The sequence below is a fragment of the Mesorhizobium sp. B2-5-11 genome, assembly GCF_006440835.1.
GTDB lineage: Bacteria > Pseudomonadota > Alphaproteobacteria > Rhizobiales > Rhizobiaceae > Mesorhizobium.
In genome coordinates this window covers 367,885-382,753 of the sequence record NZ_VFUK01000004.1, presented here as the reverse complement: position 1 = coordinate 382,753, position 14,869 = coordinate 367,885, and the positions used below count along the sequence as shown (strand labels likewise).

General features: G+C 63.7%; 13 protein-coding genes. 7 read left to right on the top strand and 6 right to left on the bottom strand.

What is annotated here, in order from left to right:
- Positions 1–105 precede the first annotated feature (105 nt).
- The gene (rocF, locus tag FJ490_RS15770) at positions 106–1,026 is read left to right on the top strand and encodes an arginase (protein ID WP_140559896.1); all 921 of its coding nucleotides are present in this window, start codon (positions 106–108) and stop codon (positions 1,024–1,026) included.
- Positions 1,027–1,029: 3 nt separating this feature from the next.
- Complete coding sequence (locus tag FJ490_RS15765; RefSeq protein WP_140559895.1) at positions 1,030–2,097, top strand: ornithine cyclodeaminase; 1,068 nt, start codon at positions 1,030–1,032, stop codon at positions 2,095–2,097.
- A 131-nt stretch (positions 2,098–2,228) separates the two neighbouring features.
- On the opposite strand, the gene FJ490_RS15760 is transcribed toward FJ490_RS15765, so the two are convergent.
- Genes FJ490_RS15760 through FJ490_RS15750 form a run of 3 tightly spaced genes read right to left on the bottom strand, consistent with a single transcriptional unit; the run spans position 2,229 to position 5,781 of the window.
- Entirely contained in the window at positions 2,229–3,044 is an 816-nt protein-coding gene (locus FJ490_RS15760; protein WP_140622775.1) for an alpha/beta hydrolase, read from the bottom strand.
- An 11-nt stretch (positions 3,045–3,055) separates the two neighbouring features.
- Positions 3,056–4,543 (bottom strand): NAD-dependent succinate-semialdehyde dehydrogenase, encoded by a 1,488-nt coding sequence (locus FJ490_RS15755; RefSeq protein WP_140622777.1) that lies wholly within the window; start codon positions 4,541–4,543, stop codon positions 3,056–3,058.
- A 14-nt stretch (positions 4,544–4,557) separates the two neighbouring features.
- Positions 4,558–5,781, bottom strand: a complete 1,224-nt coding sequence (locus tag FJ490_RS15750) for an iron-containing alcohol dehydrogenase (protein WP_140499298.1) — start codon at positions 5,779–5,781, stop codon at positions 4,558–4,560.
- A 209-nt stretch (positions 5,782–5,990) separates the two neighbouring features.
- On the opposite strand from FJ490_RS15750, the gene FJ490_RS15745 reads away from it, so the two are divergent.
- From FJ490_RS15745 to FJ490_RS15725, 5 genes are all read left to right on the top strand, one after another.
- Complete coding sequence (locus tag FJ490_RS15745; RefSeq protein ID WP_140517369.1) at positions 5,991–6,689, top strand: GntR family transcriptional regulator; 699 nt, start codon at positions 5,991–5,993, stop codon at positions 6,687–6,689.
- Positions 6,690–6,695: 6 nt separating this feature from the next.
- Positions 6,696–8,273 (top strand): sugar ABC transporter ATP-binding protein, encoded by a 1,578-nt coding sequence (locus FJ490_RS15740; protein ID WP_140728377.1) that lies wholly within the window; start codon positions 6,696–6,698, stop codon positions 8,271–8,273.
- A 17-nt stretch (positions 8,274–8,290) separates the two neighbouring features.
- Positions 8,291–9,262, top strand: coding sequence for an ABC transporter permease (locus FJ490_RS15735; protein WP_140728499.1), 972 nt, complete (start codon positions 8,291–8,293; stop codon positions 9,260–9,262).
- A 57-nt stretch (positions 9,263–9,319) separates the two neighbouring features.
- On the top strand, positions 9,320–10,270 hold the full coding sequence (locus FJ490_RS15730) for a substrate-binding domain-containing protein (protein ID WP_140630426.1): 951 nt from the start codon (positions 9,320–9,322) through the stop codon (positions 10,268–10,270).
- A 67-nt stretch (positions 10,271–10,337) separates the two neighbouring features.
- On the top strand, positions 10,338–10,931 hold the full coding sequence (locus tag FJ490_RS15725) for a DJ-1/PfpI family protein (protein ID WP_140499290.1): 594 nt from the start codon (positions 10,338–10,340) through the stop codon (positions 10,929–10,931).
- 216 nt (positions 10,932–11,147) lie between these two features.
- Here the strand turns inward: FJ490_RS15725 and FJ490_RS15720 are convergent, their stop codons facing one another.
- Genes FJ490_RS15720 through FJ490_RS15710 form a run of 3 tightly spaced genes read right to left on the bottom strand, consistent with a single transcriptional unit; the run spans position 11,148 to position 14,858 of the window.
- A complete protein-coding gene (locus FJ490_RS15720) occupies positions 11,148–11,654 on the bottom strand; it encodes a sarcosine oxidase subunit gamma family protein (protein ID WP_224655845.1) in 507 nt (168 codons plus the stop codon).
- On the bottom strand, positions 11,647–14,595 hold the full coding sequence (locus FJ490_RS15715) for a sarcosine oxidase subunit alpha family protein (RefSeq protein WP_348640078.1): 2,949 nt from the start codon (positions 14,593–14,595) through the stop codon (positions 11,647–11,649). Before FJ490_RS15715 ends, FJ490_RS15720 begins: the two co-directional genes overlap by 8 nt.
- On the bottom strand, positions 14,592–14,858 hold the full coding sequence (locus FJ490_RS15710) for a sarcosine oxidase subunit delta (protein ID WP_140499288.1): 267 nt from the start codon (positions 14,856–14,858) through the stop codon (positions 14,592–14,594). Before FJ490_RS15710 ends, FJ490_RS15715 begins: the two co-directional genes overlap by 4 nt.
- Positions 14,859–14,869 lie beyond the last annotated feature (11 nt).

The window sequence follows — 14,869 nt, the reverse complement described above, 5'->3', positions numbered from 1 at the left end:
ATTCCATTTTGATAGCCCATTTCGACAAATTTGCCAATTTGATATGTTCATCCTGCCAGTTATCCGCGCTCCAATGAGGCCTAGAAAACGCGCGGGGAAATACGGATGCATTGTACGATCGTCGGGGCACCGATCCAGGTCGGCTCGGGCCGGATGGGTTGCGAGATGGGGCCTAGTGCGCTGCGTACCGCAGGCCTGGCGGCAGCGCTCACTGAACTCGGGCATACGCTGGCCGACCTTGGCACCGTCGCCTCTGCCGATCTGCGCCCGATCAGCCACGGCAATGCCGCCTTGAAGGCGCTGCCGGAAATCGTCGCATGGACGGCGGCGATTACCGAGGCGGCCTATGCAGCCAGCGCCGGCGCCATGCCGATCTTCCTTGGTGGCGACCACAGCATTTCCGCCGGCACGCTGGCCGGTATCGCCCGCCGGGCGGCGGAAGCCGGCCGCCCGCTGTTCGTGCTGTGGCTCGACGCACATCCTGATTTTCACACGCTCGACACCACGACCAGCGGGAATTTGCATGGCGTGCCGCTGGCTTATGCCAGCGGGCAACCCGGCTTCGAAGGCTACTTCCCCAGCCTGGCGGCTTGCGTGGATCCGGCCCGTATCTGCACACTGGGCATCCGCAGCGTCGATCCGGCGGAGCGCGAAGCGCTACGTAAGGCGGGCGTCACCGTGCACGACATGCGCATGATTGACGAATACGGCATGGCCCCGCTGCTTCGCGCCTTTCTCGAGCGGGTCAGTGCCGAAAACGGCATGCTGCATGTCAGCCTCGATGTCGATTTTCTCGACCCTTCGATCGCGCCTGCCGTGGGCACCACCGTGCCGGGCGGCGCCACCTTCCGCGAGGCTCATCTGGTGATGGAGATGTTGCACGACAGCCGTCTCGTCACCAGCCTCGACCTGGTCGAGCTCAATCCCGCACTCGACGAACGCAACCGCACCGCAACCCTTCTCGTGGACCTGACCGCGAGCCTGATGGGCCGGCGGATCATGGACCGTCCCACACGGAGTTATTGAACTGTGACCCCCCATCTCAACATCGTGCCCTTCGTCAGCGTCGATCACATGATGAAGCTGGTTCTTGCCGTCGGCATCGATCGCTTTCTCATCGATCTCGCTGCCTATATCGAAGAGGATTTCCGACGCTGGGAATTGTTCGACAAGACCCCGCGCATCGCTTCGCACAGCATCGACGGCGTCATCGAACTGATGCCTACGAGCGACGGACAGCTCTACGGCTTCAAGTATGTCAACGGTCATCCAAAAAACACGCGCGACGGGCGCCAGACCGTGACGGCGTTCGGCGTGATGGCCGATGTCGGCAATGGCTATCCGATGCTGCTTTCGGAAATGACCATCCTGACCGCGTTGCGCACGGCGGCGACGTCGGCCGTCGCGGCCAAATACCTTGCTCCCAATGCGGCGGACTGCATGGCAATCATCGGCAATGGCGCCCAGTCGGAATTCCAGGCCATCGCCTTCAAGGCCCTGCTCGGCATCGACAGGCTTCGCCTCTATGACATCGATCGGTCGGCATCCTTGAAGTGCGCGAAAAACCTTGCGGGGTTCGGTTTCGACATCGCGATCTGCGCTTCGGCGCAGGAGGCGGTGGAAGGGGCTCACATCATCACGACGGTCACCGCCGACAAACGCTCCGCGACCATCCTGACGGACAACATGGTCGGATCGGGCGTGCACATAAATGCCGTCGGCGGCGATTGCCCCGGCAAGACGGAATTGCATCGCGATATTCTGCTGCGCTCCGACATATTCGTCGAATACCCGCCGCAGTCGCGCATCGAGGGTGAAGTCCAGCAACTCGAGCCGGACCATCCCGTGACGGAGTTGTGGCAAGTGATGACCGGCAAGGCCGCCGGCCGCCGGGATGCCAGCCAGATCACCTTGTTCGATTCCGTCGGCTTTGCGATCGAGGACTTTTCCGCGCTGCGCTACGTCCGCGACCAGCTTCAGCGCACCGGCCTCTACGAGGAGCTCGATCTGCTGGCGGACCCGGATGAGCCACGCGACCTCTTCGGCATGCTGCTGCGCGCCGACAAGGCCGCCCAGATCACGGCCGTATCCGGCTGAGTTTTCGCAGAAAGCCTGCTGCAAAATGCCCGCCCGAGGGCGGAATGTAATCTGCATGGGATCGGAGGGCGGGAGCTGCGCAACGCGCGGCGGCTGAATATCCCTGGCTAAAGTCGCCGACGCCAATGGCCTCAGCCGGAAACCAGGTTTGTCAGCATGGTTGCCGCCTCGGTGCCGGCCAAGCCGAGGTCGAGAACGCTGCTCATGTGATTGGCTCCAGGAAGGGCGGTCTGCGAGACCTGTAGTCCCTGCTCCTTCAGATGCCGCGTAAACGCCTCGGCCTGGCTGTGGAATGGCGGCGTTTCATCGGTGCCGACAGCGATCTCGACCGACACCGACGGATCGAAACGGCGGGTGAGCGGCGAGAACCTGGCTGCGTCCTCGTCCGTTATCGCGATCTCGGCGGCAAGGAAAGAGGTCTGAAGGGGCTTCAGGTCGTAGAGACCGCCAAGCAGCAACGCGCCTTTGATTGTCGAAGTCCGGCCGTCGTCATTGAAAAGCATCGTCGCAAGTTGGGCGCCGGCTGAATGTCCGCTCACGGTCAGGCGCTCGGTATCGCCGCCGTGATCGCCGATATGGTCGAGCACCCAGCTTTTGGCGCGCCGCACCTGGTCGACGATCGTGGCCATCCTCACAGCCGGCATCAGCGCATAATCGACGATGACCGCGATTGCGCCGGCGCGCGTCACCGTCTCGGCGACATAGGAATAGTCGCGCTTGGAGAACATGCGCCAGTAGCCGCCATGGATGAACATATGGACCGGCAGGCGGTCGCGCTTGCCCTCCGGAAAGAACAGGTCGATGGTCTCGGTGGCATCCGCTCCATAGGCGATATCGGCAACCATCGGCATGGTTGCCCGCACCTCCGTGCTGCGACGAACGATCTCGGCGACGATGTCGTCGAACTCGGCGACGTGATCGCGGATGCGGAAAGGATCATTCTGCATGGGGTGCCCGTTCACATGGTCACGGCGATGTACTTCGCCTCCATGAACTCGGCAATGCCGTGCTTCTGTCCGCCTTCGCGGCCAAGGCCGCTCTGCTTGACGCCGCCGAAAGGTGCCGCCGGATCCGACATCAGGCCGCGATTGAGCGCGACCATGCCCGTTTCGATCTTCGATGCCACGTGCATGCCCCTGGCCAGATCACGCGTGTAGATGTAGGCGGCAAGGCCGTATTCCGTGTCGTTGGCGCGCGCGATGACTTCGTCCTCGTTCTCGAAGCGGCTGATCGGGGCCACCGGACCGAATATCTCCTCCTGCGCCATCTCGGCATTCGCGGGCACGTCCCGAAGGACGGTCGGCGGATAGAAATAGCCCTTGTCGTCGGCGACCGCGCCGCCGCACAGGATCCTGGCCCCACGGCCGACCGCGTCCTTGACCAGCCGATCGATCTTCTCGACGGCCTTCCTGGTAATCATCGGACCGCATTCGGTGTCCGGGTCGGTGCCTGAACCGAGCTTGAGCGCGGCCATGCGTTGGCGCAGACCTTCGGCAAACGCGTCATGGATGCCGGCCTGCGCGTAGATGCGGTTGGCTGCCGTGCAGGCCTCGCCGGCGTTTCGCATCTTGGCGACCATCGCGCCGTCGAGGGCCGCGTCCAGGTCGGCGTCATCGAAGACGATGAACGGGGCGTTGCCGCCGAGTTCCATCGAGCATGAGATGACGTGCTTGGCGGCTTCGGCCAGCAGAACACGACCCACGCCGGTCGAACCGGTGAAGGATAGCTTCCGGACGCGCGGGTCGGCGAGCATGGCGGAGGTCACTGGTCCGGGGTTCGAAGTGGTGAGCACATTGACGACGCCGGGAGGCACACCCGCCTCCTCGTACAGCGCGGCGAGCGCGTAGGCGGTCAGGGGCGTCTCGCTGGCGGGCTTCAGAATGACGGTGCAGCCGGCGGCCAGCGCCGGCGCGATCTTGCGTGTCGCCATGGCGGCGGGGAAATTCCAGGGCGTTATGAGCACGCAGATGCCGATCGGATGATAATCGACGACGATCCGGTTGGCGCCTGACGGCGCCAGGCCGAACTCGCCGCTGATGCGCACCGCTTCCTCGGCATTCCAGCGGAAGAATTCAGCCGCATAGGCGACCTCGCCGCGCGCGTCGCGCAGCGCCTTGCCGTTCTCCAGCGAGATCAGCGCCGCCAGCGTATCGGACCGTTCGACCATCAATTCGAAACAACGCCGCAGTATTTCCGAACGCTTGCGCGGCGCGGTTGCGCGCCAGCCTGCCGCCGCCTTCGCAGCCGCCTCGACGGCAGCGGCGGCATCGGCAATCGTGGCGTCCGGGACAGCCGCAATCACGGCCTCCGTGGAAGGATCGATCACCTCAATGAGACGACCGTCGGAAGACGGTCGCCAGTGTCCGTCGATATAGAGGCCGTGCGAGAATGTGGTGTAGTCGAACATGTCCGGATCTTCGTTGAGTTGCCCTTGGGGTACGTTCATCTCATCACCTCTGGTCAGACTGAGCTTGCGGCCATGTCGCCGTCATAGGCGGCCCTCACCAGCCGCCGCATCGCGGCGATGTCGAAAGGACGAGGGTTGTTCTTGATCAGCCGATCGATGCCGAGCGCCTGCTCGGCGGTCCAGTCGATCTTGTCGTGTGGAAGACCCAGATCGGCCAGCGTGCGGGTGATGCCGATCGCCGCGAACAGCCGGGCCACCTCATCGATGGTGGCGCGCGCGGTCGCCTCGGCGCTCTTTGTCTCCGTCACCCCCAGAGCGGCGCCGACCGCCGCTATTTCGTCGGTCGCGGCGGGCAGATTGTAGCTCATCACGTAGGGAAGCATCGTCGCCACGCCCAATCCGTGCGGCGTGTGGGTAAGCGCGCCGACGGGATATTGCACGGCGTGGGCAGCCGCCGTTCCGGCCGTGCCGAAAGCGCAGCCGGCCGCCAGCGCTCCCATCATGACATCGGCGCGTGCGTCTTCGTCCGAGCCGTCCCTGTACGCCTTTTCGAGACTGCGGCCCAGGAGCTGGATGGCCAGCAGCGCGAAATGATCGGTAAGGGCGCTCTTGCCGACGAAGACATGCCGCTGCGGCAAGTGCGGATCGGCGCCGCGTTTGGCGGACGTAAAGGCTTCGATCGCGTGGGTGAGCGCGTCGGCTCCGGCAATTGCCGTGAGGGAGGGCGGGCATGTCGAGGTGAGTTCCGGATCGCAGAGCGCGACCGCGGCAATGAGATGGGGACTGGAAATGCCGACCTTAAGCGTCCGCTCCGGATCGGAGATCACCGCCACCGGCGTCACTTCCGAACCGGTGCCGGCGGTGGTCGGGACCGCGATTACCGGAAGCGTGGGGCCGGGCACCTTGAACTCCCCGTAGTAGTCCTGAAGCGACCCGCCGTGACTGATCAGCAGCGCGGCGCTTTTGGCCATGTCCAGGCAACTGCCGCCACCGATCCCGATCACCATGTCCGGCTTGAAGTCCTTCGCATGGGCGGCACAGACGGCAACGCTGTCACGAGGGACATCCGGGAGGATGCGATCGTACACGAGCGTTTCGATCGAGCCTGCTCTCAGTGCCGCGCTGATCTGCGCGAACATTGGCGTCCCGGCGAAACGCTCATCCGTGCAGATGAATGCGCGCCGGCCATATCTGGCGGCAATATCAGGCAGCGCGTGGCGCTGGCCTTTGCCGAAAAGAATCTCATGCGGCAACCGGGCTGCTGCAAATAGCGTCATGAACTGTGTCCTTCGAATATGGATTGGGGAGCGGGGGATCGGAGATCACCGCTTGCCCAGCGTGCGTGGCGTGGTTCGGGCAAGGCACGGGCCAGAGCCGTCGTCGAGTTTTCCTGCCTCACGAAATATCCTCTATAAAATCGTATAGGATATAGGATTGAATTGCGCGGAGCATCGTGTTAGAGGTCGCCCCTGTCAAGAGGCAAAACATGCAGAATCCAGACCTTACCGTCGACAATGACGCTCGGTTGACAGGCCGCATTCAGCGTGCCAACAGCCTGTCGGGCGACGTCTACGAGGCGATCTTCCAGCAGCTGATGTCGCTGAAAATAGCTCCGGGATCGCGGATCACCGTCGACAACCTTGTCAAGGAGTTCAACGTCTCGCATACGCCGATCCGCGAAGCTCTTGGGCGGCTGGAAGGCGAGGGCCTGGTGGTGAAAACCCATCTGATCGGGTACCGGGCCGCGCCCCAGATCACACGGCGCCGTTTCGACGAACTCTATGAACTGCGCCTGCTGCTCGAACCTGCAGCCGCCGCCAAGGCAGCCGCTGCGCTCGACGAAGCCCGGCTGATGATTTTGCAGGAGGCGGCTGGCGTGATGGCCAGGCGCGTGAGCAAGGACGAACGCCTGCGTTATTCGAACTTCGCCCGCCAGGATGCCATCTTCCACGACAAGGTCATGGAGTTCGCGCAGAACGAGCTCATCCGCGAAACGCTGAACCACCAGCACACCCACTTCCACATTTTCCGCCTGATGTATCACTCGCGGGTCACCGAGGAGGCGCTCGACGAGCACGAAGCCATCCTCGCCGCTTTCGCGGCCAGCGATCCGGTTGCCGCCGAAAAGGCGATGCGCGTGCACATAGAGAATTCGCGGGACAGGCTCCTGCCTGCATTCGAGTAGGCCGCGATGTCAGTTGCCACTCGCATCGACGGAAGCGTCACCGCTTTGCCGCCGGAGCCCACACCGGCTGTGGCTCCGGTGCTGCGCGCGGAAGGGCTTTGCAAACAATACGGCCCGGTGACCGTGTTGTCGGACATCACGCTGGATATTTTCCCTGGCGAGATCCATGCCGTTATCGGCGAGAATGGCGCCGGCAAGTCGACGTTCATGCGCTTGCTTTCCGGTTACATCGAGCCAACCGCCGGCAGCCTGTCCATGGCCGGTGACCGCGTGAGTTTCAGGACACCTCACCAGGCGCAGGCGGCAGGCATCGCGCTGGTGCATCAGGAAATCCTCCTGGCCGAAGCGCTCACGGTGACTGACAATCTCTTTCTCGGCCGCGAGCTCTCCAGGCGCGGAATCGTCGATGATGGCGCCATGCGCCGCATAGCGGCCGCGAAACTGGCCGAGATCGGTTGCGAGGTGTCGCCGACCGCGCTGGTCCGAGACATTTCGCTGGCGGATCGCCAGCTCGTGCAAATCGCCCGCGCGTTGCTCGACGACCACAGGGTCGTCATCTTCGACGAGCCAACAGCGGTGCTGACCGGTGGGGAGGTCGAGCGTTTGCTCGCCATCATCTTCGGGCTCAGGGCGCGGGGCATCGCGGTTCTCTACATCAGCCATCGCCTCGACGAGGTGCAGCGGCTGGCGGACAAGGTCACGGTCCTGCGCGACGGCAAGATGATCGGCACCTATCCCGGCCATGCGTTGAGTCAGGCCGACATGGCGCAGCTTATGGTCGGGCGCGAACTCGCCGCGCTTTATCCTCACAAGCGCGAGGTCCAGACGAGCCGGCCCATGCTGACCGTCAGAAACGCGACTGTTCCAGGTTATGCACGGGACGTGTCCTTTACCGTTCACAAAGGCGAGATTCTTGGCTTCGCCGGCATGATCGGGGCGGGGCGAACCGAGTTGTTCGAAGGCATTGTGGGGCTTAGGCCGGCGACGGCTACGATCGAGCTCAACGGTTCGCCGATGCAGATACGTTCGCAGCGCGAGGCCATAGAGGCGGGCATCGGCTATCTGACGGAAGATCGCAAGGGCAAGGGCCTGCTTTTGCAGGAGCGGCTGGCGCCGAACCTGACTCTCTCGTCGCTTGGCCTTCTGCATCCGGGACTGCTGGTTCTGCGCGGTCGCGAATCCGAGGCGCTCGCCCGGGCCGTCTCCAGCTACGACATCCGGGTGAAGAGCCACAACGCCAGGGCAGGGCAGCTTTCGGGCGGAAACCAGCAGAAACTTCTGCTGGCCAAGGTGCTTCTGACCAATCCTTCGGTCGTGATCATCGATGAGCCGACGCGCGGGATCGACATCGCCAACAAGGCGCAGATCTACGCCTTCATCCAGGAACTCGTGAGCCAAGGCAAAGCCTGCATCGTCATCTCCTCGGAGATGCAGGAGCTGGTCGGCATCTGCGACCGCGTCCTGGTCATGCGCGAAGGCAGGATCAGCGGCGAGGTCTCGGGCGAAACGATGATCGAAAGCAACATCGCGCTGCTGGCGACCAGTGACAAAGGCCATGACACGGCCCAAGGAGGAAGACAGTGACGGCGCTTACCCATTCCATGTCTGCCCGAAGCGACAGGCAGCACCATTTCTCGTGGACGGATGCCGGCCCTTTCCTTGCACTGTTCGCACTACTGGTGGCGGGATTCCTCATCAATCCGGATTTTCTTTCCGCGACAAACCTGGGCAACGTGATCACGCGCAGCGCTTATGTCGCCATCATAGCCGTCGGCGCCACATTCGTGATCTCATCAGGCGGGCTCGACCTTTCGGTCGGCTCGATGGTCGCCTTCATCGCCGGCGTCACGATCATGTTCATGAACATGATGGCCCCCAGCCTCGGCCTTTGGGCCATCCCGGCAGGCATGGTGATAGCAGTCGTCGCGGGGCTTCTATGCGGCCTCGCGAACGGTCTGATCGTCACGGTCGGAAGGATCGAGCCGTTCATCGCCACGCTCGGCACGATGGGTATCTTCCGCGCACTGATCACCTACATGACCGACGGCGGCACGATCCCGATCGATCGCTCGCTGCGGGACGCGTACAGGCCGGTCTATTTCGGCACCGTCGCAGGCATTCCGGTGCCGATCCTTTTGTCGGCGCTCGTTGCGGTGGTCGGCGCATTTGTCCTCTACAAGACCAAATATGGCCGCAAATGCGCGGCGGTGGGCGCAAACGAGGACGTCGCCCGCTATTCGGGCATCTCGGTCGTCAAGACGCGCACCATTGCCTATGTCATCCAGGGTGCATGCGTGGCGGTCGCCGCCATCTGTTACGTGCCTCGTCTGGGAGCCGCCACCCCGACCACCGGACAGCTTTGGGAGCTGCAGGTGATAACGGCCGTTGTCATTGGCGGAACGGCGCTGCGGGGCGGCAAGGGCCGCATCTGGGGCACCATCGCCGGTGCGGTGATCCTGGAACTGATCGCCAACCTGATGGTGTTGTCGGATTTCGTTTCCGAATACCTCGTCGCCGCGGTGCAGGGCGTCATCATCATCATCGCCATGCTCGTGCAAAGATTTTCGAAATAGCCCGTCTTCGGACCGGACGGGCGCCTGTTGTGTGGTCCATATCTCTGGGAGGTATTTATGTTTAGCAGGAAATGGGTTGCCGTAGCGGCAGTCGGCGCACTGATGGTGGCCGGCCAGGCGCTTGCAGCCGACAAGAAGGTGGTCGCGGTGTCGATCCCGGCGGCGGATCATGGCTGGACGGCCGGCATCGTTTATCACGCGCAGGCCGCCGCAAAGGAAATCAACGCGGCCTTCCCGGATGTCGAAGTCGTCGTGAAGACGTCGCCCTCGGCGGCCGACCAGGTAAGCGCGCTGGAGGATCTGTCGGCCAGCCGCAAGCTGGATGCGCTGGTGATACTGCCCTACACCTCCGAGGAACTGACCCAGCCGGTGAAAGCCATCAAGGAGATGGGTACGTTCATCACCGTCGTCGACAGGGGATTGACCGACCCTTCCATCCAGGACCTGTATCTTGCCGGCGACAACATCGCGGTTGGCACCAACACGGCAAAATTCATGATCGACAAACTGGGCGGCAAAGGTGACATCGTCGTGCTGCGCGGCATTCCCACCGTCATCGACGACGAGCGCATCAAGGGCTTCGAGGATACCATCAAGGGCACCGGCCTGAAGGTGCTCGACATGCAGTATGCCCACTGGAACAGCGACGAGGCCTTCAAGCTCATGCAGGATTACCTGGCCAAGCACCCGCACATCGATGCGGTCTGGGCCAATGACGACGACATGCTTCTCGGTGTGCTCGAGGCTGTCAAGCAGTCCGGCCGAACCGACGTCAAGCTGGCGCTTGGCGGCAACGGCATGAAGGACATCGTGAAGAAGGTGATAGACGGGGATGCGATGACACCGGTCGAGACGCCGTATCCGCCGGCGATGATCAAGACCGCTATCTACATGACCGTGGCCAACTTGATCGGCCAGGCTCCGGTTCGCGGTGCCGTCAAACTCGACGCCCCGCTCATAACCCAGGCCAACGCCAAGGAATATTATTTCCCCGACTCCCCGTTCTGAGGCGCGCAATCCGAATGAGGCAAGGCGCGTCACGCGCCTTGCCTGCCAACAACAGAGAGGAAAAGCTATGCCAGGCAAGAAGATACTGATGCTGACCGGTGAGTTCACCGAGGAATACGAGATTTTCGTTTACCAGCAAGCGATGGAAGCCGTTGGTCACACGGTCCATGTCGTCTGCCCCGACAAGAATGCGGGCGACCTGATCAAGACCTCGCTGCACGATTTCGAAGGGGACCAGACCTACACCGAAAAGCTCGGGCACTACGCGCTGATCAACAAGACGTTCTCGGATGCGGAAAAGCAGCTCGACCAGTACCACGCGGTCTACTGCGCGGGCGGACGCGGACCGGAATACATCCGCACCGACAAGCGGGTGCAGACGATCGTTCGACACTTTCACGAGACCAAGAAGCCGATCTTCACGATCTGCCATGGCGTGCAGATCCTGATCGCGGTCGACGGTGTCGTGCGCGGCAAGAAGGTTGGTGCGCTGGGCGCTTGCGAGCCGGAAGTCACTCTCGCGGGCGGAACTTATATCGACCTCTCGCCGACGGAAGCCTATGTCGATGGCACGATGGTGTCGGCCAAGGGATGGACGGCGCTGGCCGCCTTTATCCGTGAGTGCCTGAAGGTGCTCGGCACGGAAATCCGCCACAACTGAGCCACGAACCAGGTGGAGGCCGGCGCGCTGCCGTGGCGTGTCGGCCTCCACAGTGATACCGAGGCCTTCGCCGATGCGGACAACTATATCGACCGTCGTGCAAAAGGTATGCGCGCGGTGCGTCCTGCCGGTTAGCGGCCGCTGCGCCGGACAGGTCCAGCTTTTTCCTTACGCAATCGCGAGCGGAAAACGTTACGCACTTTTCCCGGGATTGCTTTAACGCGCGGCGGCAATCCAGTCGGCAAGGCTGATGGCGAAGCTTCGCGGCACGATCAGGTCGCAGCTGCTCTCGCCCGTTCGCAGATAGAGCGCCGGCACGTGATGGATGGACGTCTGTACGGCACGGCCGGGGGCCGAAGCGGCGGACGACCAGTCGACCGGCATGCAGGCAGAGAGAATGTCCTGAAGACGCGCACCCTCCATCCTGAACCGCACCCGGCCTTCACCAAGCAGAACCGAGCAGCCCAATTCCGGATCGATCGCAATGGCGGGCGGTTCCGCGCCTGTCTCGACGATCAGCCAAAGACGGCGGGGCGCGATCCTGACGATGAGGGCGCCAGCGTGCCGAACCGTCTCGCCGACGCTGGCAGGGAGCCTCGCGCCCAAGGCCTGCGAGACGCTCGTTTCGAATCTTGCCAGTGTTCCGTCCCAGCCCTCGATCTGAATGATCGGGCAATCGGAGGCCCACAGGTTGAAGTCCTTCGACAGCACAGGTTCAACCATGCATGCGCTCTCCCTTGGGGTCTAGGAAGACAGAAGGCACGACGCGGGCGCGAACCGTCTCTGTCCGCATCGGGTAGACCGCGATGACCTCGTCTCCTTCGGCCGCGGCATTGCCCGCGAACAGCGCCAGTCCGACATAGTGGCCGAGTTCCGGGCTGAAGGTAACCGAGGTGATCCGACCGCGCCCGTGGCCGGTGACGGCATCGCCAGGCAGGAACACTATGGCGCCTCCGCGCAGCCGCTTGCCGTCCTCGATGCATTCCAGCCCGATGAGGCGCTGGCGGTCGGGTGCCTGAAAGGCCGGACGACGACGCAGGACGTCGCCGACGAATCCGCCGCGTTTGCCGGCCATGCGCCCGAGGCCGAGATCGTCGAGCGTGGTGCGGCCATCGATCTCGGGCCCGGCGACGTGGCCCTTTTCGACGCGCAGCGCACCAAGCGCCTCGACGCCATAAGGTTTGAGGCCGAACGGCGCGCCTGCTTCGATGAGACGGCTCCAGGCCTGTTCGCCGGCGCTGGCGCCGACATAGATCTCGTAGGCGCGCTCGCCGGAATAGCTGAGGCGGATAACGCGCAGGGCCCGTCCGTCGAACCCGGCTTCGATGACGCCCATATGCGGCAGCGTCTCGTTGGAGACATCGAGCGTGGGAAAGGCGGCGGCAAGGACATCGCGGCTTCGTGGCCCGGCGATCGACATCGCCGCCCACTCGTCGCTTACCGAAGAGACCGCGACACGCAAATCCGGCCAGGCGGTGTCGAGCAGGAATTCCAGCCGCGACAGGACATCGGCGGCCCTGGCGGTAGAGGTGGTCATGAAGAAGCGATTTTGCGACAAGCGCGTGGTGGTGCCGTCGTCGAAGACGACGCCGTCGTCGCGCAGCATGACGCCGTAGCGCGCGCGGCCAACGGGAAGCTTGGCGAAACCGTTGGCGTAGACACGGTCGAGGAATATGGCCGCGTCCGGCCCCTGCACGTCGATCTTGCCGAGGGTGGAAATGTCCATCAGCCCGGCGCCGCCGCGCACGATCCGCATCTCCGCGACATAGGCTTCATTCACGTCGCGTCCGGCATCGCGATAGAAATACGGACGCATCCAGAGACCGACCTCGAGCATCTCGGCACCGTTTGCCAGGTGCCAGTCGTGCATCGGCGTGCGACGGACCGGCTTGAAGTGATGACCGACGGCGCGACCGGCCAGCGCGCCGATCGCGACCGCCGCGTAGGGCGGGCGAAAGGTCGTGGTTCCGGTTTGCGCAATCGTTGCCCGGCGCAGCGCCGCCATGGCCGAAAGTGCTGCGAAATTGCTGGTTTTGCCCTGGTCGGTCCCCATGCCGAGCGTGGTGTAGCGCTTCAGGTGTTCGACCGATTCATAGCCCTCGCGATGGGCGAGCTCGATGTCCTTGGTGGTCACATCCATCTGTAGATCGACGAAGGCCTTGCCGCGCCCCGCGGAAGAGATCGCACGAAAGGGAGCGGCCGGGGCCCCTTCGAGATCGAGTTCATCCGGCGCCGGCATGGCCGCCGGTTTTCCACAGAAGCATGCCGCTTCGACGCCGGCGCGGTGGCCGTCCTCGATCGCGTCGGCGGTCGAGAAGCGCCCCATCATCGCGCCGGCGCCGAACTGGCCTGCCGGAAAGCCGCCCGGAACGAAGCCGTCGATGTCGTCGCGATAGACGGGCCTGACGCCAAGATGCGAGGTGAGATGCACGGTCGGCGACCAGCCGCCGGAGACGCAGACGAAATCGCAGGCGATTTCCGATTTGGCGCTCGGGCCGGCAAGCCGTACGGCCTTCACCGCATGGCTGCCGCGCAGATCGGCGATCCGGGTTCCGGAGCGGATCTCTACGTTCAGGCGTCCGGCTTCCGCCGCCAGACCGGCGGGCGGAGCGCCGCGCTGGTCCGCGACCGTCACTCGCGCGCCGGCGGCGGCGAGGTCGAAAGCAGCGCGATAGGCACCGTCGTTCATCGTGGCCACGAGGATATTCTTCCCCGGCAGCACGGCGAAGCGGTTGAGATAGGTCCGGGCGGCGGACGCCAGCATGATGCCTGGCCGGTCGTTGTTGGAGAACACCAGCGGCCGTTCGATAGCACCGGCCGCAAAGATGATCGAGCCGGCGCGAAGCACGATGAAAATCTGCCGAGCAGCGCCTTGCGCGACCTGGCCGTCATGCCTCTCGATCAGCCCCAGCGTGTTGCCGTCATAGGTGCCGAACGCCATTGTCTTGCGCATCAGGGTGACGTTGGGCTGGCCTGCAAGCTCCGCCTCGATCTTTGTCAGCCAGGCTGCCGCCTTGCCATCGGTGCGCTCGGCAAGAAGTTGGCCACCGAGCAGAAAGTCCTGTTCGACGAGGACGACCCTGGCGCCGCTGGCTGCCGCGGCGCGCGCCGCCGACAGGCCGGCAGGGCCGCCGCCGACGACTGCAACATCGGCAAATGCATGCCGGGTCTCGTAACGGTCGGGATCGGGTTCGGTGCCGGCCCGGCCCAATCCCGCGGCTTTACGGATGAAATGCTCGTAGAACATCCAGGCGCGGCGGGTCGGACCCATGAAGGTCTTGTAGTAGAAGCCGGCAGAAAGAAGGGGCGCAAACAGGCCGTTGACGCTCTGCACGTCGAAGGCAAGGGACGGCCAGCGATTCTGGCTTTCGGCAGTCATACCTTCAGCCAGTTCCAGTGTCGTGGCCGGAAGGTTCGGTTCGCGCCGTCCACCGCTTCCGAGCGTAACCAGCGCGTTGGGTTCTTCCGGGCCGGCCGAGAAGATGCCGCGCGGCCGATGGTATTTGAAGCTGCGGCCTGTCAGCATGAGCCGATTGGCAAGCAGCGCGGAAGCAAGCGTATCGCCTCGATAGCCGCCCAGCTCGCGGCCGTCGAATGTGAAGCGGAGCGGCTGCGTGCGGTCGATGCGGCCGCCGGCGGCCAGACGATTTCCAATCATTTTCATGCTGGCATTTTCCTGGCGAAGCCGACCGATGCGATAGCGTGGTTCCTCGTGTCGCGCTCGATGACCAGCCATTGCCGGCAGCCGGTCACATGCTGCCAGAATTCACGGTGCGGTCCCGCCGGGTTCTTGCGCACGTAGACATAGCGATACCACGCCTCCGGATCGGGATCGTCATGCGCCGGACGCACCGCGGAAGCGTCGCCGCCATAGCGGAACTCGTCATGGTCGCGCAGGCCGCAGCATGGGCAGTCGATGCGAAGCATTTCTCTCGTTC